Below are 20,070 nucleotides of genomic sequence, written 5' to 3' on the forward strand. Positions count from 1 at the left end.
GCCTCAGCCCACCCTCACCCGCGGGTCGAGCGCCGCGGTCAGCACGTCGGACAGCAGGGAGGCCACCAGGACCGACAGCGCGGTCAGGAGCGCGATGGCGGCGACCGTGTTGACGTCGTTGGTGTTGATGGAGTCGATCAGCTGCTCGCCCAGCCCGTGCCAGCCGAAGATCTTCTCGGTGATGGTGGCGCCGACCAGCAGCGAGCCGAAGGTGAAGGCGAAGTAGGTGACGGCGGGGATGAGCGCGGTCCTCAGCGCGTGCCTGGTGAGCGCGGCCCGCCTGGACAGGCCCTTGGCCATCGCGGTGCGGACGAAGTCGGCGCCGAGCACGTCGAGCATCATGTTGCGCTGGTAGCGGCTGAAGATCGCGATCAGGCCGATCGACAGCGAGATCGTCGGCAGGATCAGGTGCTGGACGCGGTCGAGCGCCTGCCCCGGCAGTCCGGCGTCGAGGCCGGGCGTGTACTCGCCGCTGACGTAGACGATCCTCTCTCCGACCAGGCCGTTGAACCACACCCCTGCCAGGATCAGCACGTTGGCGATGACCACCACGGGAACGGCCAGCACGACGAAGGAGCCGATGGTGGTCAGCCTGTCGAACCAGCCGTACTGCCTGACCGCGGCGTAGGCGCCCACGGCGACGCCGAGGAAGCCGCCGAAGAACACCCCGAGGATGATGAGGCGGAAGGTGACCCCCGCCCGTCGCCTGAGGTCGTCGTTGACCGAGTCGCCGCCGACCGTCAGCCCGAAGTCACCGGAGACGACCCCTCCCGCCCAGGTGACGTAGCGCGCGAGCAGCGGGGTGCGGTTGTTGAGGTTGAGCTCGTCGAGCCTGGCGTCGATCACCGCGGGAGGCAGCGGCGGGTTGCGTCCCTCGTAGTTGGCCCGCGGGTCGAGCGCGCTGGCCGCCAGCATGTAGGCAAGACTGGTGGCGACGACCACGAGCACCACGTAGTTGAGCAGCCTGCGGACCAGGAACCCCGCCATCGCCTCCCCTTCACCCCTCACCAGGTGTAGCCATATTGCTACACCATGTGATCCCCGGGGTGTGGCGAAGCGCCGAAGAGAGCCTGACTACCTTCCCGACAGCTCGTCGACGGCGGCGCGCACGTCGTCGCTGGTGATGGTGGTCAGCTCCGACTCGCTGGCCGTGTTGCCCAGGGCGGCGAGGCGGACGTCCCTGCGCATGGCCGCCCGCTCGAACAGCGAGCGGGCGAAGCGGCCGTTGCCGAGGCCGTCGATCAGCCGCTCCTGGCAGACCCAGGTGAAGACCTCGTCCAGGTCGGCCTTCGCGGCCTCGTCGAAATGGTCGCCCGACCGCTCGGCCAGCAGGATCGCGATCTCGGCGAGCTCCTGCGGCGCGTAGCTGGGAAAGGCGACCCGCTGGTTGAAGCGGCTGGACAGCCCCGGGTTGGTGGACAGGAAGCGGTCCATCTCACGCTCGTATCCGGCCAGCACGATGACGAGCCTGTCGCGGTCGTCCTCGGCCCGCTTGAGCAGCGTCTGCACGGCCTCGGCGCCGAAGGCGTCGCCGCCGGAGTAGCCGGGGTTGACCAGGCTGTATGCCTCGTCGATGAACAGCACCCCGCCGAGCGCCCTGTCGACCAGCTCGTTGGTCTTGATCGCGGTCGCGCCGAGATGCTGACCGACCAGGTCGGCGCGTTGCCCCTCGACCACGTCGGGCCTGGCCAGCAGGCCGAGCGCGGCGAAGATGCGGCCGAGGATGCGGGCGACAGTGGTCTTGCCCGTGCCGGGCGGCCCCGCGAAGACGAAGTGGCGCATCTGCGGAGGGGTGGGCAGGCCGCGCTCCTGGCGCATGCGGGCCACCTGGAGCTGGGCGGCAATGGCGTGGACCTGTCGCTTGACGGGTTCGAGCCCCGCCATGCGGTCGAGGTCGGCCAGCGCCTCCTCCAGCGTGGGGGTGGCCTGGTAGCCGCGGAAGCGCGCGGTGAGCTCGTTGAAGGCCTTGGTGACGTCGGCGACGGTCGTGGTGGTGAGGTCCGCGGTCGAGGGGGTGCCGCCCGCGCCGACCACCCGCACGTCGCGGGCCTGCGCCGCGGCCTCGACCAGGCTGCGCACGAAGCGCGCGTTGCCGAGCTCGTCGACCAGGCCGCGCCGCTGGACGTCCTCGAACAGGCCGAGCAGCGCGGGCCGCGCCTCGGGGGCCAGGCTGTCGCCGCGCCGTCTCTGCAGCAGGTCGGTGATCTCCAGCAGCTCGGCGGGCGAGTAGCTGGGAAAGCGCACCCTGGTGGCGAACCTGCTCGACAGCCCCGGGTTGGAGGCCAGGAAGGAGGTCATCTCCTGCTCGTAGCCCGCCAGGATGATGATGAGGTGCTCGCGGTCGTCCTCGGCCCGCTTGAGCAGCGTCTGCACGGCCTCGGCGCCGAACCTGTCGGGCTGGCCCTCTGAGGAGTTGACCAGGCTGTACGCCTCGTCGATGAACAGCACCCCGCCGAGCGCCCTGTCGACCAGCTCGTTGGTCTTGATCGCGGTCGCGCCGAGGAACTCGCCGACCAGGTCGGCCCGCTGGGCCTCGACGACGTAGGGGGTCTCCAGCAGCCCGAACGCGTAGAAGATCTTCGCGACCGAGCGGGCCACGCTCGTCTTGCCCGTGCCGGGCGGTCCGACGAAGACGAAGTGCCTGGTCGGCCTGTCGGCGGGGTAGCCCGCCTCGGCGCGCAGCCTGGAGGCCTCGATGGAGGCGGCGATCGAGCGCACCTGCTCCTTGACGGGCAGCAGGCCGATCATGTTCTCGAGCTCGGCGAGGGCCTCCTCCACCGAGATGGGCGGCGGCGGGGTGTTCCTGTCGGCCTGCTGGGGCCTGCCCTGCTGGGTCTCACGGACGCGCACCCTGACGGGCTCCTCGGCCACCAGGTGCGCGCGGGCCCTGCGGGCCTGGACGAACCGGTAGAGCAGGACGGCCGCGGCGGCGCCGTAGGCGGCCCAGAGCGCGATGCCGTCGGAGACGGGAGCCAGGGCCGCGGCCAGCGCGCCCGCGGGGACCAGGGCCATCAGCACGGTGATCCACGGCGGCACCCAGCGGATGAGGTGCGCGGCGGCGGCCACGGGCACGGCCAGCACGAGCAGCAGCGTGGGCACCATCGAGCCAGGAGGGAACATCTGGTCGATCAGCGAGACCGCCACGGCCCACCCGGCCAGCACCACGGCGGTGGCGGCGGCGCGGGGGAAGCGCAGGGCCAGCGCGACGAAGCCGAGAAGGATCAGCGTGACGAAGAAGGTCTGCAGCAGGTCCCAGCCCATGGCCGCGCCCACGCCCACCGAGCCGATCAGGACGCAGGCGAACAGCACCCTGCGGACGGCGGGGGGAAGGCGGAAATAGCGATGCCGTACCTTCTCGAACTGCTCCCGCGCCGCGTCCCGCATCACGCCTCCCCGGTCCGACCCCGGTTATACCGTACGGGCGTGGGCCGCGCGCTATGCGGCGCGCGCGAAAACCGCGATTGGACAGGGCTCAGCGGCGCTGGTGCCGTCCCGGGTACTCCCCGACGACGACCTGCTTGGGCGTCACGCGCAGGACGTCGGAGCCGGGGTCGGGCAGCGCGACTCCGCGCACCTCGATCCAGAACCTGGGATGCGGCTGGTCGGTGGCGAACACGGCGACGCGGGGGTCGCGCTCGGCCGCCTCCCACGCCTCCTCTCCCGCGATCAGGCGCAGCTCGCCCGAGGCGCTGATCGAGGTGACCGCGCCGACGGCGAGCGCTCTGGGGCCGAGGGAGTCGGCGTAGGCCAGGACGACGCCCCTGGAGAAGGTGAGAGCCTGCCGCACCTCGGCAGTGAGGGTCACCGGCGGCCCCGCCCCTTCCATGGAAGGCTCAGCCATGATCAGGGAGGCGCGCCATGGGCCTGGCGCGCCGCGCCACCAGGCTCTGACGGCGCGCAGCACGAAGAGCACGACCACCGCCGCGCTCGCGCCCAGCGCCACCCGCCAGCCCCACGCCGCCGCCTGCTCCCCTGCTGGGCCCACCCCGCCGGGCGCCGCCGCGCCCGGCAGGGCCCCGCCAGGCGCGAACGCCGCGACCAGGCTCGCCGTCGCGGCGGCGGCGCAGGCCAACGCGGCCGTGAAGGTCAGCGCCACGGCCGCGGCCAGCCATCTGTCCGCGCGCAGCGCGCCGAGTCCCGCGAGCCCTCCCCTGTCGCGGACCCTGACCAGCAGGTACGGCACCGCCAGCGCGGCCAGCCCGCCCGCCGGGTGCGTCACCAGGGCGGCGAGCTCCAGCGCCACCAGCACCGACCAGGCCCTGGCCAGCACGACCCACAGCGTGACGCCCAGATCGCGGCGGGCGGTGCGCTCGCCGTACGCCATCGACAGCTGAGCGAGCGCGCGCACCGGACGGCCGCGCCAGGCCTCGGACAGCACCCGCAGCGCGACCAGCGCGGGCGCGTTGAGCAGCACGATCCCGGCCAGCCCCGCCCACAGCGGGTCGGCCACGGGCACGAACAGGGAGGCGGCGTAGGCGGCGAAGGCGATGGCCGCCGTCGCCACCGACAGCCCGAGCCAGCGGTCGCGGCCGAGCATCACGGGGACGACGGACCAGATCCGCACCCTGCGCGCCTGCCTGAAGGTGAGCGAGCCCAGCAGGACGATCACGATCAGCCCCGACAGGCCGAGCGGCACGTCGGGGACGGGGCCCGTGACGACCAGCGCGCCTGAGACGGCGACGGCGACGGCGGGCAGCAGCCTGGTCTGCCGCGACCAGACCTCCAGCGCGCGCCTGGCCCTGCCGGTCTCGCGCGGGTCGATCGTCCACGCGGGGTCGTGGTGGGCTCGCGGTGGGTCCCATCGCAGCAGGGTGAGTCCGTAGTTGACGCGGGCGCCGGCGTGCGCGCCGTCCCTGTGCAGCGCGGACAGGTAGGCGGCCGCGGCGCGGCGGTGCTCGCCGCGCAGGAGCGCCAGGTCGCCGGTCAGGGCGTGCGGCCCCGCCTCCTCGGGGGCGAACCTTCTCGCGGCGGCGATGTGGGCGGCCGCCTCCCCGAAACGTCCGGGGACGCGGCGCAGCGCGGCACCGAGCCGCAGTCTCGACTGCCACGACCCGGGGGCCAGGCGCGCGGCCTGCTCCGCCTCGAGCACGGCCTCGGGGTCGCTGCCGAGACGTTCGAGGGCGAGGCTGGCCAGGCGGTGTCCCCACTCGCCCGCGTGGTCGAGGGTGATCGCGCGCCGGGCCGCGGTCAGCGCGGCCTCGGGGTGGTCGGCCACGAGGTGGTCGAGAGCGACGGCGCACCATTCGGCAGCGGAATCCGAAGCCTCGCCGTCGCTCCCCACACCCGCCATGATCCGTTCGCGGCACCCCATACGAAAGATCAGGACATATGGCTGTATCTCTCTAGAGAGGTACCGGCACGGTATGTGATCAGTCGATCCAGGTGTGCGACGTACCGGACATCGCCTAAGCTGCCACGCATGTTCCATGACCGAGCCAGACCCGTCATGGACACCGCATGACGATCCTGCAGAGCGCACCGAGGTCGTCGCGGGTCACGGGGCAGCGGCAGGCCAACCGGTGGTCGGTCCTGGTTCTGCTGTGCCTGAGCCTGCTGCTCATCACCGTCGACGCCACCGTCCTGCACATCGCCGTCCCCGCGTTGACCGCGGCGCTGGAGCCTTCCTCGGTCGAGCTGCTGTGGATCATCGACGCCTACTCGCTGATCGTGGCCCCCCTGCTGATCATGTTCGGCACGCTGGGCGACCGATACGGGCGAAAACGCCTGGTGCTGTGGGGCTACGTGCTCTTCGGCCTCGCCTCGGCGGCCGCCGCCTTCGCGCCGACGCCGCTGACGCTGATCCTGGCCAGGGGGCTGCTCGGCGTGGGCGGCGCGATGATCATGCCGGCCACGCTCTCCATCATCCGCCAGGTCTTCACCGACCGCCGCGAGCGCGCGCTCGCGCTGGGCGTGTGGAGCGCGGTCGCGGCGGCGGGCGCCGCCGTCGGCCCGCTGGTCGGCGGCCTGCTCGTCCAGCACTTCTGGTGGGGCGCGGTCTTCCTGATCAACGTCCCCATCCTGCTCGTGCTGCTGCCCGCGGCCTCCCGCCTGCTGCCCGAGTCGCGCAGGCTCACCGGTCGGCCGTGGGACGCCACCAGCGCGGCGCTGTCGGTGTTCGGCATCCTGGCCCTGGCCTTCGGCCTGAAGGAGGCGGGCGCGGGGCACGCCGCCGGCCTCGCGGTCCTCCTCACCGGCGCCGGTCTGCTCGTCTGGTTCGTACGGCGGCAGCGCCGCCTGCCCCATCCCCTGCTCGACGTGGGCCTGTTCAGGGACAGGGCCTTCGCCACCGGGGTGGCGGGCGTGCTGTTCGGCGTCTTCTCCCTCGTCGGGCTGCAGCTCATGCTCGCCCAGTACCTCCAGCTCGTCCTCGGCGACAGCCCGCTGCGCGCGGCGCTCAGGATGCTGCCGCTGGTGCTGTCGGCCATCGCAGGCGGTCTCGCGGCGGCGAGCGTGCTGCGCAGGATCGGCATGCGGGCCACCATGAGCGGCGGGCTCGCGCTGGTGGCCGTCTCGCTCACGCCGACCCTGTCATGGGGCGTCGAGGCCCATCCGCTCATGCTCGCGGTCTGCTTCGTCGGCATCGGGTTCGGGCTGCAGGTCGCCCTGCTGGCCGCCTCCGACACCATCATGTCGGCCGCGCCCGAGGCCAGGGCCGGTGGCGCGGCGGCCATCGAGGAGACCGCCTACGAGCTCGGCGCGGGGCTCGGCGTCGCGGTGCTCGGCACGATCACCGCGGTGGTCTACGCGCCCGGCGTGCCCACGGTGCAGGGGGTGCCCGCTCCCGCGATGGACCAGGCCAGGCAGTCGCTGGCGGGCGCGGCGCACGTCGCGCACGAGGTGGGCGGCGGCCCTGGCGCGGCGCTGCTCGACGCCGCGAGGTGGGCTTTCGTCCACGCGCTTCACACGACGATCGTCGTCAGCGTCGTGCTGCTCGCCCTCACCGCGGCCGCGGTGGCCCTGCTCATCCGACGCGACTGAGGTTTCAAATGACCCGATCAGGTCACAGGAATACCGTGAGACGGACCCTCCACGATCTCGCCACGCTCGCCGCCAGGATCGGGGTCGGCGGGATCTTCTTCGCAAACGGCTGGCACAAGCTCGAGGTGGGGCTCACCGCCACCGGCACCCAGTTCGCCACGCAGGGTGCCCCGGCTCCCGGCGCGTGGGCGGCGGTCACCATGCTCACCGAGCTGATCGGCGGGGCGTTACTCGTCGCCGGGCTGTTCACCGCCCCCCTGGGGCTGGTGCTCTTCGCCGAGACCTTGGCCGTCTTCTTCGTGGCCAGGCCGCTGAACCCGATCGACACCAACCTCATCGTGGTGCTGGGCGCGGCCGCCGTGCTGCTGGCGGTGACGGGCGCCGGGCGCGTCTCGGTCGACCACATGGTGGTGATCAGGCGCAGGGAGGCCGAGGCGGCCGACGAGTTCGCCGCCGATCACGAGGCCGACAACGTCATCGCCTCGCTGCGCGACCCCGACGCCCCGCACCAGCCCGGCCCCCTGCACGGCGACGACATGCGAGGTTCGGCCGCCCCCGAGACGGGTCCCCCCGTGCCGGACTCCCGTGGAGCGGGCGAGACGGAGGTGGGGCCCGGTGAGGACACCGCGCCGCACCACCTCCCGCGCACCGTGACCGACGAGCTGCCCGGCGACACCCTGGTGGCGGGCAAGAAGACGGCGAGCGCCGCGCGGAGCGGGCGCGACCGTACGGGAAGGAAGCCTGCCGACCCCGCCGAGTGACGCCACCCCCTCAGGACGCGCCCCGGGCGCGGCTCAGATCTCCACGCGGCTCGGGGCGGGCGGCGCGGGTTCGGCGACGCGCCTGCGGACGGGGCGCAGGAGCCCCTGGGTCATCGCGATCGCGACGAGGATCACCACCGCCCCTACGGGCTGGTTCCAGGCCAGGCTCTCCCCCAGCACCGCCACGCCGGACACCACGGCGAAGACGGGCAGGAGGTAGGTCACCGTCGAGGTCGTCGTCACCCCCGCCCGCACCTGGACCCAGTACAGCAGCAGGTAGGCGATGCCGGTTCCGAGCCCGCCCAGCGCCAGCATGCTCCACCACACGGCGGGCGGCGCCGACAGGTCGACCAGGGCCACCCCCGCCAGCGGGGTGATCACCCCCAGTTGGAGGGTGCCGCTCAGCAACTGGCCCGCCGCGAGCACCACGGGCGCCTCCGAGCGGCGCCCGGTGATGAAGCGGCCCAGGTAGGAGCCGCCCACGCCGTAGCAGAGCGCCGCCCCGAAGCAGGCCAGGCTGCCGCCGAGCTCACCGCCGCTCAGCGGCTGCCAGACGCCGAGGACCACCATCACGCCCGCGAACCCGAGCCCGAGCCCCGCCATCCTGCTCGCGCTCGGCTTCTCCGCGCGCAGCAGCAGCGTGAAGGCGAGGGTGCACAGCGGGGTGGTGGCGTTCCAGATGGCCGCCACGACGGAGGAGACGTACTGCTCGCCGTAGGCGAAGAGGGTGAAGGGCAGGGTCGTCAGGACCACCGAGGCGACCTGGAAGTGGGCCCACAGCCGCGGGTCGCGCGGCAGCGCCCTGCGGCTGAGCGCCAGGGCGACCAGCAGGGTCGCCGCGCCGATCGCCATGCGGCCGAAGGAGACCTGGAGGGGGTGCAGCGCGCCGACGGCGACCTTGATGAAAAAGAAGCTGTTGCCCCAGATGAGGGCCAGTAGCAGGAAGGCGGGCAGCCAGCGGCCCACGGGGGTGCTCTTCACGAGGACAGGAGCGTAGTCGTGACGCCCCGCCGAGTCGTAGGGAAATATCCCTATTTGTCCGTAGCGGCGGCCGCGGTCGCGCACGCCTCGCGGTAGTCGCCGCCCGTGGCCAGGTAGTGCGCGGTCAGGCGCTGGAGCATCTCGCGCAGGTGGGCGCGCTCGCCGGGCTCCAGCGGGGCGAGCACGTGGTCGTCGACGAAGCGGAGGACGGCCGTGGCCTCCTCGAGCCTCACCCTGCCCTTGTCGGTGGCCACGATCATCTTGCTGCGCCTGTCGGCGGGGTCGGGCACCCGCTCGACCAGCCCCGCCTCGACCAGCTGGTCGACCAGGTAGACCATCACCGTGCGGTCGAGCCTCAGCTGGTTGGCCATGTCGATCTGGTTGCGGGCGCAGCCGTGCGCCGCCGCGTTGACGACCATGTAACCGCGCTGCGAGCCGGGGAAGCCCTCGAGCGCCCGCTGCGAGGCGGACAGGTGATTCTGAAAGACCTGGGCGAGCAGCCAGCCGAGGGTGTCGTCGAGCCCGGCCGGGAGCTCGTGCTCAGTCTTCATGGGGACCAGTCTACTGCGCTTGACAGACAAGCTGCTCGACAGACAATCTGTAAAACAGATTATCTGTCCAGCCGATGAAAAGGATCACCATGCCCCAGCTGCTGCACATCGACGCCTCGGCGGTCCACGACGGATCGGTCTCCAGGCAGGTGGCCAGGTCGTTCAGGGACGCGTGGGAGGGCGAGGTCGTCTACCGCGACCTCGGGGCGCGCCCGGTACCGCACCTCACCGAGGCCGGGATCGTCGCGAGGCACGCTCCTGCCCAGGAGCACGACGCGGAGCAGGCGACCGCGGCCTTCCTGCAGGATGCGCTGGTGGAGGAGTTGCTACAGGCGGAGGCATACCTGTTCGCCGTGCCGATGTACAACTTCGGCGCGCCCTCGACGTTCAAGGCGTGGCTCGACCAGGTCCTGATCCCGGGGCGGACCCTGGGCATGAGCCCCGACGACAGCCCGATCGCCGGCAGGCCCGCGACGCTCATCAGCGTGCGCGGCGGCGCGTACGGCCCCGGCATGCCCAGGGAGGGCTGGGACTTCGCCGACCCGTACCTGCGCAAGATCCTCACCGAGGTGTTCGGTCTGGAGCTGCGGGTGGTCACCGCCGAGCTGACGCTGGCGGACACGACGCCCGCCATGGCAGGGCTGCGCGAGGCGGCCGCCGCCTCACAGGCCGCCGCGCACGTCGCCGCCCGCGAGCACGCGCGCCGGATCAGCGCGAGGTCGCTCGTCTAGCGGGTGCTCGCCCTGATGGCCAGCCGCGGTTCGAGAAGTGTGGCGTCGGGCACCGGGCGGCCTTCGAGCTTGGCCATGAGCAGCTCGACCGCCCGGTTGCCGACGTCCTCGGCGGGAATCAGCACCGAGGTGAGCGGCGGGCTGGCGCGCTCGGCGACGTCGTCGGGGCAGATGGCGACCACGGACACCTCGTCGGGCACCCGCCTGCCGAGCAGTCGCAGGGCGCCGAGCACGTGACCGACCGACGCCTCGTTGTGCACCACCAGCCCCGTGAGGTCGGGATGCTGGGCGAACAGATCCTTGACGGTCGCGGCCACCTCGTCGAAGGTCTCCTCGCACGGCAGCGCCACGCCCGCCTCGCCCGCGGCCTCGACGAACCCCTCTCTGGTACGGCGGGCATAGCCCGTGCCCCGTTCGTAGACCACCGACGGAGCGCCGAGCAGGGCGAGCCTGCGATGCCCCAGGGAGGTCAGGTGCTCCACGCACAGCGCGCCCGCCCTGGCGAAGTCGAGGTCGACGCAGGTCAGGCCGGAGGGGTCGGCGGGGAAGCCGATCAGCACGCTGGGCTCCTCCAGCCCGCGCAGCAGCGGCACGCGAGGGTCGTCGAGCTCGACGTCCATGAGCACCATGCCGTCGACCATCGAGCTGGCGGCGACCCTGCGCAGGCCGTCGGGGCCCTCGTCGGCGGTCATGAGCAGCACGTCGTGGTCGTGCCTGCGGGCCATGGCCACGACCGAGCTGGCGAACTGCATCAGCACCGGCAGGTGCATGCCCGCGCGCAGCGGCAGCACGAGCGCGATGACGTTGGAGCGCCTGCTGGCCAGGGCTCTGGCTCCCGCGTTGGGGTGGTAGCCGAGCTCGCCGATGCTGCGCAGCACCCGCGCCCTGGTCGTCTCGGAGATGGCGCGCTTGCCGCTGAGCACGTAGGAGACTGTGCTCACCGCGACGCCCGCGTGCCTGGCGACCTCGGCGATGGTGACTGCTCGGTTGGTCATGCGAACCGCATTCCGCTCAGAGTGACCCCTTCATTCTCGAACACGACATAAAGATCGTGCACGCCTGCCGTACTCGCAAGATCGCAGCGGGTCTCGGCGAGCTCGCCGGGTCCCGGCACGGGGACGGTGGCCAGCACCTGGCCGGAGAGCGGGTCGCCGAGGCGCAGGGTCAGCATCGCGCCCCCCGCGCTGGCCGCGGTGATCACGCAGGAGTCGTGCGCGGCGAAGGCGACCTGCCGGTAGAGGATCCAGGCGCCCGGCGCCTCCCCTCGGACGGTGTCGCGGTCGGTGAAGGTGATCGCGTCGTACTCGTCGTGGTCCACGGCCCTCAGCTCGCCGGGGTCGCGGGGTGGGATGCGCTCGCCCTCGACGTCGAAGGCCGCGCACAGGCGCAGGTCGCGGGCCGAGCGGCCGACCATCAGCAGGTGGGTGGCCTCCTCCACGACCAGGCGGCCCCTCGTGACGTCCCAGAAGGCGAGGTCGCGCCGGTCGGGCTCGAAGCTGACGCGGGCGCTCTGTCCAGGGGCCAGCCGTACGCGCTCGAAGCCGCGCAGGCGGCGCAGCGGCTGCTTGACGCGGGAGCGGCGCTGGTGGGTGTAGAACTGCACGACCTCGACGCCCTCGCGCTCGCCGGTGTTGGTGACGGTCACCTCGGCCCTCGCTCCGTCCATCGTGAGGTCGGTGTAGGCGAAGCCGGTGTAGCTGAGGCCGTGGCCGAAGGGATAGAGCGGGGCGCCCCGGTAGTAGAGGTAGGTGGCGTCCGAGGCGATGATGTCGTAGTCGAGCAGGTCGGGAAGCTCGCAGGCGTCCCTGTACCAGGTCTGGGTGAGGCGGCCCTCCGGGTCGCGGTCGCCGAACAGCACCTCGGCCAGGGCGTGGCCGTACTCCTGGCCCCCGTGCGAGGACCACAGGACGGCGGGCACGTGCTCGTCGGCCCAGGTGACGCCGAACGGGTAGCCGCTGCTGAGCACCAGGACGGTGGCGGGGTTGGCGGCGTGGACGGCGCGCAGCACGGCCTCCTGCGCGGCGGGCAGGTCCAGGTCGGTGCGGTCCTCGGTCTCCCGCCCGTTGACCAGGGGATGGTCGCCCGCCACGACGACCGCGACGTCGGCGGTGGCGGCCAGCTCGGCCGCCTGCCTCGCGCCGCTCGACAGCAGCTCCCACGACAGGGCGGCCGGCTCGTCGGCGAGCACGAGGCGTCCGTCCTCCTCGGTGACGTAGCGCCCCGAGTGCAGGTGGCGCAGGGCGCCGTCGGCCCTGCGGAAGGTCTGGCGCACCTCCCACCCGTTGGGGCCCGGCTGGTCGCAGGCCAGGCGCCCCTCCTCGTCGGCCGAGAGGAACTGGCCGTTGAGCGGCGAGCGCAGGGCCAGCGCTCCCCCGCCCCAGTCGAAGACGTCGAACTCGTGCCCTCCGAGGGCCACCCTGTCCACGCCCTCGCAGAAGACGGTCTCGCACCTCTCGGCCATGCCCTGCAGGGCGGTGACCGCGTAGGGCAGGGTGCCGCTGTACCAGTCCTCCATCAGGGTGTCGGCGAGCTGGCCGATGACGGCGACCTTGAGAGGGGCGCGCAGCGGGAGCAGGCCTTCGTTCTTGAGCAGCACGATCGACCTGGCCGCCGCCTCGCGGGCGAGGTCCTGATGCTGCCCGGGGGTGTACGGCGCGCTCTCCCCCGGCTCGGCGGCCTCCTCGTCGTCGAACTCGCCGAGGCGCACGCGGATCGACAGCACGTGGCCCGCGGCCCTGTCGATGTCCTGCTCGTCGAGCAGGCCCCGCTCGAGGGCGGTCCTGAGGTGGGCGAGGGTGTCGGCGGGACGGTCGTCGTCCTGGGTGAAGCTGTCGAGGCCCGCCTTGACGGCCGCGGCGTAGGCGGTGGGCGCGTCGGGGTGGTAGGCCTGCAGGCCGTACAGGTTGCCCGGGGCGTAGGCGTCGCTGACGACCAGCAGCTCGTCGGGCGCGGCGGCGCGCAGCACGTCGTTGATCAGCGGGCTGAGGTGGGCGGGCCGCCCGTTGACCAGGTTGTAGGAGGGCATGACGGCGACGGCGGCCTGGAGCGGCGGCAGGAAGGCGGGCAGCTCGTACTCGTGCAGCACTCTCGGCGGCAGGTTGCTGGAGGTGACGCAGCGGTCGGTCTCGTTGTTGTAGCCGAGGAAGTGCTTGAGCGTGGGGGCGGTCCTGAGAACGGGACCCCTGCCGCACAGGCCCGTGGCGTAGGCGGTGGCCAGCAGCCCTGTCAGCCACGGGTCCTCGGAGTAGCCCTCCTCGTTGCGGCCCCATCGCGGGTCGCGCAGCGGGTTGACGACGGGGGCCCACACGTTGCGGCCGGCTCCCGCGGGGTCCTTGCGATGGGAGGCGAGCACCTCGTCGGCGGTCGCGGCGCCCACCCTCTCGACCAGCTCGGGGTCCCAGGTGGAGGCGAGGCCGACGGCCTGGGGGAAGACGGTGGCGGGACCGAGCCAGGCCAGCCCGTGCAGGGCCTCGGTCCCCGTCCTGAACGCCTTGACGCCGAGCCTGGGGATGGCGGGCTGGTGCTGGTGGAGCAGCGACAGCTTCTCCTCGAGCGTGAGCCTGCCGAGCAGGTCTGCCACGCGGTGCGCGGTGGGGTGCGCCGGGTCTCGGAAGGGTTCGTTCATGTGGGGGGTCCGCCTGTCGAAGCGCTTCGATAACCGATCCGGATATTTCGGGGTTGTTACCGGGATGGGTGCTCTGAGCGTGCCCGCTGGTGCGTCCCCGGGTCAAGACCCCTTGGCGAAGCGCTTCGACAATCTCTCGCCGGCCCGCCACCGATCAGCGGGGCGGACCGGAGACAGGCCGGAGGTCAGGGACGGCGCGTGAGGTAGCCGCCCATGGTGCGGAAGAGCTCGGTGGCGGGCAGGTCCGTGCCGTCCTCGGTGCGGACGCGTTCGATCACCAGGCCGTGGCTGCGGCCCTTGCGCGCCTCCGCGCCGGCGACGATGACGACGCCGTCTCCCTCGCGGATGAAGACCCGGCCGGGCGTGCCGCCGTACCTGCCGGTGGAGACCGACGCCTTCAGCACGCGCACGCGGGCGCCGTTGTAGTGGGTGAAGGCGTTGGGGTACGGGTCGGACTGCGCCCGCACGAGCCTGGCGATGTCCTCGGCAGGCCAGTTCCAGTCGATCTCGCTGTCCTCGATCGAGCGCTTGTGGAAGAAGCTGGCCTTGGACCTGTCCTGGGGCGTCCAGTCGGTGCGTCCCGAGGCGATGAGGGCGAGCGACTCGGTGACGATGGGGGCGATCAGGTCGACGGTGCGATGGAACAGGTCGGTGGCGGTGTCGTCGGGCCCCACGGGCACCGCGCGCTGCAGCACGATGTCCCCCGCGTCGAGGTCCTCGTCCATCATGTGCGCGGTGACGCCCACCTCCTCCTCTCCGTTGATCAGCGCCCAGATGAGCGGGGAGAAGCCCGCGTAGGCGGGTAGCAGCGAGTCGTGCACGTTGAGCGTGCCGTGGCGGGGCAGGGTGAAGATCTCCGGCGGGATCCAGGTGCGCCAGTTGTTGGCGACGATGAGGTCGGGATCGGCCTCCTTGAGCCTGGCCATGAGCTCCTGGTCGTCGGGGCGGTTGCGCAGGAGCACGGGCACGCCGTGCTCCTCGGCCAGGTCGGCCACGGAGTCGCTCCAGATCCGCTCGTAGGCGTGCTCGCTCCTGGGGTGCGTGACGACGAGGACGACCTCGTGGCCGGAGTCGAGCAGCGCCCTCAGTGTGCGGTGGCCCCAGGTCTGGTAGCCGAACATCACGATCCGCATGGCGTCTCCTTGTAGGGGGGATCGGAACGGGTTAGGCTCCCCTTAATTAGGAGAGGCTAACCTAACCTCGAAAGGCGCTCAATGCGGGTTCACGACCTGATCGGCATCGGATTCGGCCCTTCCAACCTCGCGCTGGCGATCGCGTTAAAGGAGAACGGACCGGTTGACGCGGTCTTCTTCGAGAAGCAGGCGACGTTCGGCTGGCACCGCGGCATGCTGCTCGACGGCACGACGATGCAGGTCTCCTTCCTGAAGGACCTGGTCACGATGCGCAACCCGGCCAGCGAGTTCGGCTTCCTGAGCTACCTGCGCGACAGGGGGCGCCTGGCCGACTTCATCAACCACAAGACGATGTTCCCCTCGCGCCTGGAGTTCCACGACTACCTCGAGTGGGCGGCGGCCCCCTTCGCCGACCAGGTGGAGTACAGGTCCGAGGTGGTCGGGGTCACGCCGGTGAGCGTCGACGGCGTGGTGGACCACCTCGACGTGGTCGTACGGCAGGGCGGCTGCGCCGACGAGCTGACGACCAGGCGCACCAGGAACGTGGTCATCGCCGCCGGTCTGGAGCCCGTGCTCCCGCCGGGGGTCGTGAGCGGCGAACGCGTCTGGCACAGCGAGGAGCTGCTCGACCGCCTTCCCTCGCTGCGCGACCCCCGGCGCGTGGTCGTGGTGGGGGCGGGACAGAGCGCCGCCGAGGTCACCGACCACCTGCACGGCGCCTTCCCCGACGCCGAGGTGTGCGCCGTCTTCTCCAAGTACGGCTACACCCCCGCCGACGACAGCTCCTTCGCCAACCGCATCTTCGACCCCGAGGCCGTCGACCACTTCTACGGGGCGTCCGAGGAGGTGAAGAGGATGCTGCTGGCCTACCACGCCTCGACCAACTACTCGGTGGTGGACCTCGAGCTCATCGACGAGCTCTACCGGCGCCACTACCAGGAGAAGGTGCGGGGGACCGAGCGGCTGCGCATCTTCAACGCCTCCCGCGTGGTGGAGGTGGCGCGCGGCCCCAGGGTCACCGTGGAGTTCCTGCCCACGGGAGAGCGCACCGTCCTGGACGCCGACGCCGTCGTCTACGCCACCGGCTACCGCTCGGGCGACCCGCTCACCCTGCTGGGCGAGGCGGGCGAGCTGTGCGAGCTCCTGCCGGACGGCGGCCTGCGGATCGGGCGCGACTACCGCGTGGCCACCAAGGAGGAGATGCGCTGCGGCGTCTACGTGCAGGGCGCCACCGAGCACACCCACGGCCTCACCTCCACCCTGCTGTCGAACACCGCGCTCAGGGCGGGCGAGATCGCCGCCTCGGTCAGCATGAACCGGTCGTACGCGCTCCCCCGCTGACGGGCCCGACGTGGTGGCGGCCGATCGGGATGACCAGCGGGGTCGCGCTGACCGGGTCGGCCGTCACCACGCAGCGCAGGCCGAAGACCTCCTCGACCAGCGCCGCGTCGACCACCTCGAGGGGCGGGCCCTCGGCGACGACGCGGCCCTCCTTCATCACGATCACGTGGTCGGCGTAGCGGCAGGCCTGGTTGAGGTCGTGCAGGACCATGACGACCGTGCGGTCCTGCCGTCTGTTGAGATCGACGACGAGGTCCAGGACGTCGATCTGGTGGGCCAGGTCGAGGAAGGTGGTCGGCTCGTCCAGCAGGAGCACCGGGGTGTTCTGGGCGACCGCCATGGCGATCCACGCCCGCTGGCGCTGCCCTCCCGACAGCTGGTCGAGCGGCCTGCCCGCGTGTTCGAGCATCCCGGTGGCGACCAGCGCCGCCGTGACCGCGTCCTGGTCGGCCGCCGACCACTGCCGCCACCACGTCTGGTGCGGCGACCTGCCCTGCCCGACCAGGTCACCGACCGTCAGACCCTCCGGCGCGACGGGCGACTGGGGCAGGATGCCGAGCCGCTGGGCGACCTGGCGGGTCGGCATCGCGTGGATGGAGCGGCCGTCGAGGTGGACCGCGCCGCCGCGCGGGGACAACAGCCTGGCCAGCGCGCGCAGCAGGGTCGACTTGCCGCAGGCGTTCGCGCCGATGATGACGCTGATCCTGCCAGGCGGCACGGCCAGGTCGAGCCCGTCGACGACGAGCCTGTCGTCGTAGGCCAGCCGCAGCCCCGTGGCCGTCAGCGACGGATTGGTCACGTCTTTCACCCTCCCGTGCCCGTCCTGTTGGCGCGGGCCAGTTGCCACAGCAGGAACGGCGCCCCGAGGACGCCCGTCACCACCCCGACGGGCAGGACGGAGTCGGCCAGCAGGCGCTGACTGATCAGATCGCCCACCAGCACGATCGTCGAGCCGGTGAGAGCGGAGGCGGTGAGCGGCGGGCTGCCCGCGCGGGCGGTGCGCTGCGCGATCTGCGGCGCGGCCAGCGCGACGAAGAGCACGGGCCCGGCGGCGGCGGTGGCGAAGGCGGCCAGCGCCGCCCCGCCCAGCAGCAGCGCGAGGCGGACGCGCTGCACGGGCGTGCCGAGCCCTCCCGCGACCTCGTCGCCGAGACGCAGCGTCCGCTGCCACCGCCCGAGCAGCAGCACCGAGGGAAGCAGCACCGCCAGCGCGAGCGCCAGCGGCCCCGCGTGCTGCCACCCTCTGTCGTTGAGGTTGCCCACCAGCCAGCCGAGCACCTTCTGCGCCTGGTACAGCTCGGCCCTGCTCAGCAGGTAGGAGGTGAGGCTGACGCACATCCAGCTGACCCCGATGCCCACGAGCACGATCCGGTAGCCCGTGGTGCCGCGTTTCCAGGCCAGCAGGTAGATCGCCAGCCCGGACGCCAGCGCGCCCGCCAGGCCGAGCGTCTGCGGGGCCAGGCCCGCTCCTGTGCCGAGCACCACGCCCGCGGCCACGGCGGTGCCGGCTCCCTGGGTGATGCCGAGCATGTCGGGGCTGGCCAGCGGGTTACGGGTGACGGACTGGAAGATCGCCCCCGACAGGCCCAAGGCCGCGCCCGCCAGCAGGGCCACCGTCGCCCTGGGAAGGCGCAGCTCCCAGACCACGAACAGGTCGGCCCGCTCACCCGCGCCCAGCAGCGCGTTCAGCAGGCCGTGGGGAGTGAGGGCGTAGTCGCCCGAGCCCATGGCGACGGTCAGGCAGAGGGCGAGCAGGGCGGCCAGGCCCGCGCCCAGCCAGACCACCGCCAGGCGCAGGCGCAGGATGCCGGAGACGGGCGGCCTGGTCAGCCGGAAGTGCAGGCGCCCTCGGGAGAGTTCGAGCACGGTCACAGCTCCGCGAGCCTGCGACGGCGCACGAGCGCGATGAAGAAGGGTGCTCCGAGGAAGGCGGCGACCAGGCTCACGTCCAGCTCGCTCGGGCGCACGACGACCCTGCCGAGGATGTCGGCCGCCAGCAGCAGGCAGGGGGCCACCAGCATCGAGGACGGCAGCAGCCAGCGGTGGTCGGGCCCTGTGACGGTCCTGACCAGGTGCGGCACGACCAGGCCGACGAAGACGATCGGGCCGGTGACCGCCACGGCCGCGCCGGTGAGCAGGGTGATCGCCAGCGCGCCGCCCAGCCGTACCAGGGCGAGCCTGCGGCCGAGCGCGGCGGCGACGTCTTCGCCGAGCGAGAGGCTGTTGAGCGCGGGCGCGGTGCTCAGCGCGAGGAGGGCGCCGGCGGCCAGGAACGGCGCGACGGCCAAGAGCGTGCCGCCGTCGTGACCGGTGAGGGAGCCCGACGACCAGTACCTGTAGCGGTCGAGCGCCTCGGGGTCGGTCAGCGCGATGCCGCCGGTGAGCGAGTCGAGCAGGTAGGTGACCGCGATGCCGGCCAGCGCCAGCTTGACAGGGGAGGCGCCGCCCCTGCCCCTGCTGCCCAGCAGGTAGACGGCCACGGCGGCGGCGGCGGCCCCGGCGAAGGCGAACCAGATCGACGGCAGCAGCCCGCTCACGCCCAGCGCTCCCGCCGCCAGGACGATGCCGAACGCGGCGCCCGCGCTGACGCCCAGCAGCCCGGGATCGGCCAGCGGGTTGCGGGTCAGGCCCTGCATGACCGCGCCCGCCAGGCCGAGCGCCGCCCCCGCCAGCACGGCGACCAGCGTGCGGAACAGCCGCGTGCCGCCGACGATGGCGGCCACCTCGGGATCCACGCTCGCCGGATCCACGAGGGCGCGCGCGACCTCGTCGAGCGGGATCGCCCGGCTGCCGATCGCCAGCGACAGCAGGCAGAGCACGGCCAGGACGGCGGCGCTGCCCACGATCAACCTCTTCATTAGGTTAGGCATACCTCACTTAAGCCTGACATACAAGGCTTTTCACGGGCGTCAAGATAGGTAAGGCTTACCTTAGTACTCAGATCAAGAAGAGGGAACCATGTCCACACGATTGTCGATGGTGCTCGCCGTCCTGGCGCTGGCCGTCGTCACGGCCTGCGGCGGCCAGACCCCCGCCGGTACGGCCGCGACGCCCGCCCCCACCGCCTCGGGCTCGGCCCCGGCCGCGGCCTTCCCCGTGAAGGTCGAGCATCTGCACGGCACGACCGAGATCGCCAGGCGACCCGAGCGCATCGTCACCATCGGCCTCAGCGACCACGAACCCGTCCTGGCTCTCGGGTTCAAGCCCATCGGCGTGGTCGACTGGTTCCAGCGCACCCCGTTCACCGACTGGCCCTGGACCACGGGCGTGTGGGGCGGCGCCGAGCCGACCGTGCTCGGACTGCGCGAGGACGGCGTCAAGATGGAGAAGCTCCTCGCGCTCAAGCCCGACCTGATCTTCGCGATGTACTCGGGCATCCAGAAGGAGCAGTACGACCAGCTGTCGAAGATCGCTCCCGTGGTCGCGCAGCCGAAGGGCTACGACCCCTACGCAGCGCCGTGGCAGGAGATGACGCTGCTGGCGGGGCGCGCGCTGGGCGAGGAGCCGAAGGCCGAGCGGCTCATCGCCGGCATCAAGGACAGGTTCGCCCAGGCCCGCGCCGCCAACCCGCAGTGGAAGGGGCTGACCGCGGTCGCCGCCGACAGCTTCAAGGCGGGCCAGTACTTCGCCTTCCAGAAGGGCGACCCCAAGTCGGCCTTCCTGGCCGAGCTGGGATTCACCGTCCCCGAGGGGATCACCAAGGAGGCCGGCAAGCTCAACGGCGTCGAATTCGGCTCCGAGCGCATGGACCTGCTCGAGGTGGACCGCCTCGTCTGGCTCACCACCGGCAAGCAACCGTGGGAGCGGATCAAGAACGACAGCGTCTACAAGCAGCTGAAGGTCGCCAAGGAGAGCCGCGACCTCTTCCTGACCTACCAGGACCCGCCGATCGGCGCGGCGCTGTCCTTCAACACCGTGCTCAGCATCCCGTACGCCATCGACCAGGTCGTCCCGCTGCTCAAGAAGTGA

General features: G+C 72.1%; 16 protein-coding genes. 5 read left to right on the top strand and 11 right to left on the bottom strand.

Going from position 1 to position 20,070, the window contains the following annotated elements; all coding sequences use genetic code 11:
- Positions 1–3: 3 nt before the first annotated feature.
- The 3 genes from FHR33_RS13985 to FHR33_RS13995 form a co-directional block, all read right to left on the bottom strand.
- Positions 4–987, bottom strand: coding sequence for an ABC transporter permease (locus tag FHR33_RS13985; protein WP_183646985.1), 984 nt, complete (start codon positions 985–987; stop codon positions 4–6).
- Between the two features lie 87 nt (positions 988–1,074).
- Positions 1,075–3,384: an AAA family ATPase gene (locus tag FHR33_RS13990; protein ID WP_183646988.1), complete on the bottom strand. Its 2,310-nt coding sequence runs from the start codon at positions 3,382–3,384 to the stop codon at positions 1,075–1,077.
- Positions 3,385–3,472: 88 nt separating this feature from the next.
- Positions 3,473–5,281, bottom strand: a complete 1,809-nt coding sequence (locus tag FHR33_RS13995) for a hypothetical protein (protein WP_246451822.1) — start codon at positions 5,279–5,281, stop codon at positions 3,473–3,475.
- Between the two features lie 176 nt (positions 5,282–5,457).
- On the opposite strand from FHR33_RS13995, the gene FHR33_RS14000 reads away from it, so the two are divergent.
- Entirely contained in the window at positions 5,458–6,978 is a 1,521-nt protein-coding gene (locus FHR33_RS14000; RefSeq protein WP_183646994.1) for an MFS transporter, read from the top strand.
- 35 nt (positions 6,979–7,013) lie between these two features.
- Positions 7,014–7,739, top strand: a complete 726-nt coding sequence (locus FHR33_RS14005; RefSeq protein WP_183646997.1) for a DoxX family protein — start codon at positions 7,014–7,016, stop codon at positions 7,737–7,739.
- A 33-nt stretch (positions 7,740–7,772) separates the two neighbouring features.
- Here the strand turns inward: FHR33_RS14005 and FHR33_RS14010 are convergent, their stop codons facing one another.
- Both FHR33_RS14010 and FHR33_RS14015 read right to left on the bottom strand, forming a co-directional pair.
- Positions 7,773–8,720 (bottom strand): DMT family transporter, encoded by a 948-nt coding sequence (locus tag FHR33_RS14010; protein ID WP_312895530.1) that lies wholly within the window; start codon positions 8,718–8,720, stop codon positions 7,773–7,775.
- 50 nt (positions 8,721–8,770) lie between these two features.
- Positions 8,771–9,271 (bottom strand): MarR family winged helix-turn-helix transcriptional regulator, encoded by a 501-nt coding sequence (locus FHR33_RS14015; protein ID WP_183647000.1) that lies wholly within the window; start codon positions 9,269–9,271, stop codon positions 8,771–8,773.
- Positions 9,272–9,360: 89 nt separating this feature from the next.
- On the opposite strand from FHR33_RS14015, the gene FHR33_RS14020 reads away from it, so the two are divergent.
- The gene (locus FHR33_RS14020; RefSeq protein WP_183647003.1) at positions 9,361–10,002 is read left to right on the top strand and encodes an FMN-dependent NADH-azoreductase; all 642 of its coding nucleotides are present in this window, start codon (positions 9,361–9,363) and stop codon (positions 10,000–10,002) included.
- On the opposite strand, the gene FHR33_RS14025 is transcribed toward FHR33_RS14020, so the two are convergent.
- The 3 genes from FHR33_RS14025 to FHR33_RS14035 all read right to left on the bottom strand — a co-directional run bounded on the left by FHR33_RS14025 (position 9,999) and on the right by FHR33_RS14035 (position 14,760).
- On the bottom strand, positions 9,999–10,997 hold the full coding sequence (locus tag FHR33_RS14025) for a LacI family DNA-binding transcriptional regulator (RefSeq protein ID WP_183647005.1): 999 nt from the start codon (positions 10,995–10,997) through the stop codon (positions 9,999–10,001). The two genes, FHR33_RS14020 and FHR33_RS14025, sit on opposite strands and share 4 nt — an antisense overlap.
- Positions 10,994–13,627 (bottom strand): glycoside hydrolase family 3 protein, encoded by a 2,634-nt coding sequence (locus FHR33_RS14030; RefSeq protein ID WP_183647008.1) that lies wholly within the window; start codon positions 13,625–13,627, stop codon positions 10,994–10,996. Before FHR33_RS14030 ends, FHR33_RS14025 begins: the two co-directional genes overlap by 4 nt.
- 185 nt (positions 13,628–13,812) lie before the next feature.
- Entirely contained in the window at positions 13,813–14,760 is a 948-nt protein-coding gene (locus FHR33_RS14035) for a methionyl-tRNA formyltransferase (RefSeq protein WP_183647010.1), read from the bottom strand.
- Between the two features lie 81 nt (positions 14,761–14,841).
- Between FHR33_RS14035 and FHR33_RS14040 the strand changes: the two genes are divergently transcribed.
- Positions 14,842–16,101, top strand: coding sequence for a lysine N(6)-hydroxylase/L-ornithine N(5)-oxygenase family protein (locus FHR33_RS14040; protein WP_183647013.1), 1,260 nt, complete (start codon positions 14,842–14,844; stop codon positions 16,099–16,101).
- Here FHR33_RS14040 and FHR33_RS14045 read toward each other — a convergent pair.
- Genes FHR33_RS14045 through FHR33_RS14055 form a run of 3 tightly spaced genes read right to left on the bottom strand, consistent with a single transcriptional unit; the run spans position 16,067 to position 18,959 of the window.
- A complete protein-coding gene (locus FHR33_RS14045; RefSeq protein WP_312895531.1) occupies positions 16,067–16,900 on the bottom strand; it encodes an ABC transporter ATP-binding protein in 834 nt (277 codons plus the stop codon). The genes FHR33_RS14040 and FHR33_RS14045 overlap by 35 nt on opposite strands.
- Positions 16,901–16,905: 5 nt before the next feature.
- On the bottom strand, positions 16,906–17,973 hold the full coding sequence (locus FHR33_RS14050; RefSeq protein WP_183647019.1) for a FecCD family ABC transporter permease: 1,068 nt from the start codon (positions 17,971–17,973) through the stop codon (positions 16,906–16,908).
- Complete coding sequence (locus FHR33_RS14055) at positions 17,970–18,959, bottom strand: FecCD family ABC transporter permease (protein WP_246451826.1); 990 nt, start codon at positions 18,957–18,959, stop codon at positions 17,970–17,972. Before FHR33_RS14055 ends, FHR33_RS14050 begins: the two co-directional genes overlap by 4 nt.
- Before the next feature lie 100 nt (positions 18,960–19,059).
- Here FHR33_RS14055 and FHR33_RS14060 point away from each other — a divergent pair, with 100 nt between their 5' ends.
- Positions 19,060–20,070 (top strand): iron-siderophore ABC transporter substrate-binding protein, encoded by a 1,011-nt coding sequence (locus tag FHR33_RS14060; RefSeq protein WP_221241090.1) that lies wholly within the window; start codon positions 19,060–19,062, stop codon positions 20,068–20,070.

This window comes from Nonomuraea dietziae (assembly GCF_014195505.1).
In the GTDB taxonomy this organism is placed as follows: domain Bacteria; phylum Actinomycetota; class Actinomycetes; order Streptosporangiales; family Streptosporangiaceae; genus Nonomuraea; species Nonomuraea roseola.

Coding starts and splice junctions, on each gene's coding strand:
- FHR33_RS14060 (WP_221241090.1), top strand. CDS start 19,060: ATGTCCACACGATTGTCGATGGTGCTCGCCGTCCTGGCGCTGGCCGTC.
- FHR33_RS13985 (WP_183646985.1), bottom strand. CDS start 987: ATGGCGGGGTTCCTGGTCCGCAGGCTGCTCAACTACGTGGTGCTCGTG.
- FHR33_RS14040 (WP_183647013.1), top strand. CDS start 14,842: ATGCGGGTTCACGACCTGATCGGCATCGGATTCGGCCCTTCCAACCTC.
- FHR33_RS14035 (WP_183647010.1), bottom strand. CDS start 14,760: ATGCGGATCGTGATGTTCGGCTACCAGACCTGGGGCCACCGCACACTG.
- FHR33_RS14055 (WP_246451826.1), bottom strand. CDS start 18,959: ATGAAGAGGTTGATCGTGGGCAGCGCCGCCGTCCTGGCCGTGCTCTGC.
- FHR33_RS14020 (WP_183647003.1), top strand. CDS start 9,361: ATGCCCCAGCTGCTGCACATCGACGCCTCGGCGGTCCACGACGGATCG.
- FHR33_RS14015 (WP_183647000.1), bottom strand. CDS start 9,271: ATGAAGACTGAGCACGAGCTCCCGGCCGGGCTCGACGACACCCTCGGC.
- FHR33_RS14030 (WP_183647008.1), bottom strand. CDS start 13,627: ATGAACGAACCCTTCCGAGACCCGGCGCACCCCACCGCGCACCGCGTG.
- FHR33_RS13990 (WP_183646988.1), bottom strand. CDS start 3,384: ATGCGGGACGCGGCGCGGGAGCAGTTCGAGAAGGTACGGCATCGCTAT.
- FHR33_RS14000 (WP_183646994.1), top strand. CDS start 5,458: ATGACGATCCTGCAGAGCGCACCGAGGTCGTCGCGGGTCACGGGGCAG.
- FHR33_RS14025 (WP_183647005.1), bottom strand. CDS start 10,997: ATGACCAACCGAGCAGTCACCATCGCCGAGGTCGCCAGGCACGCGGGC.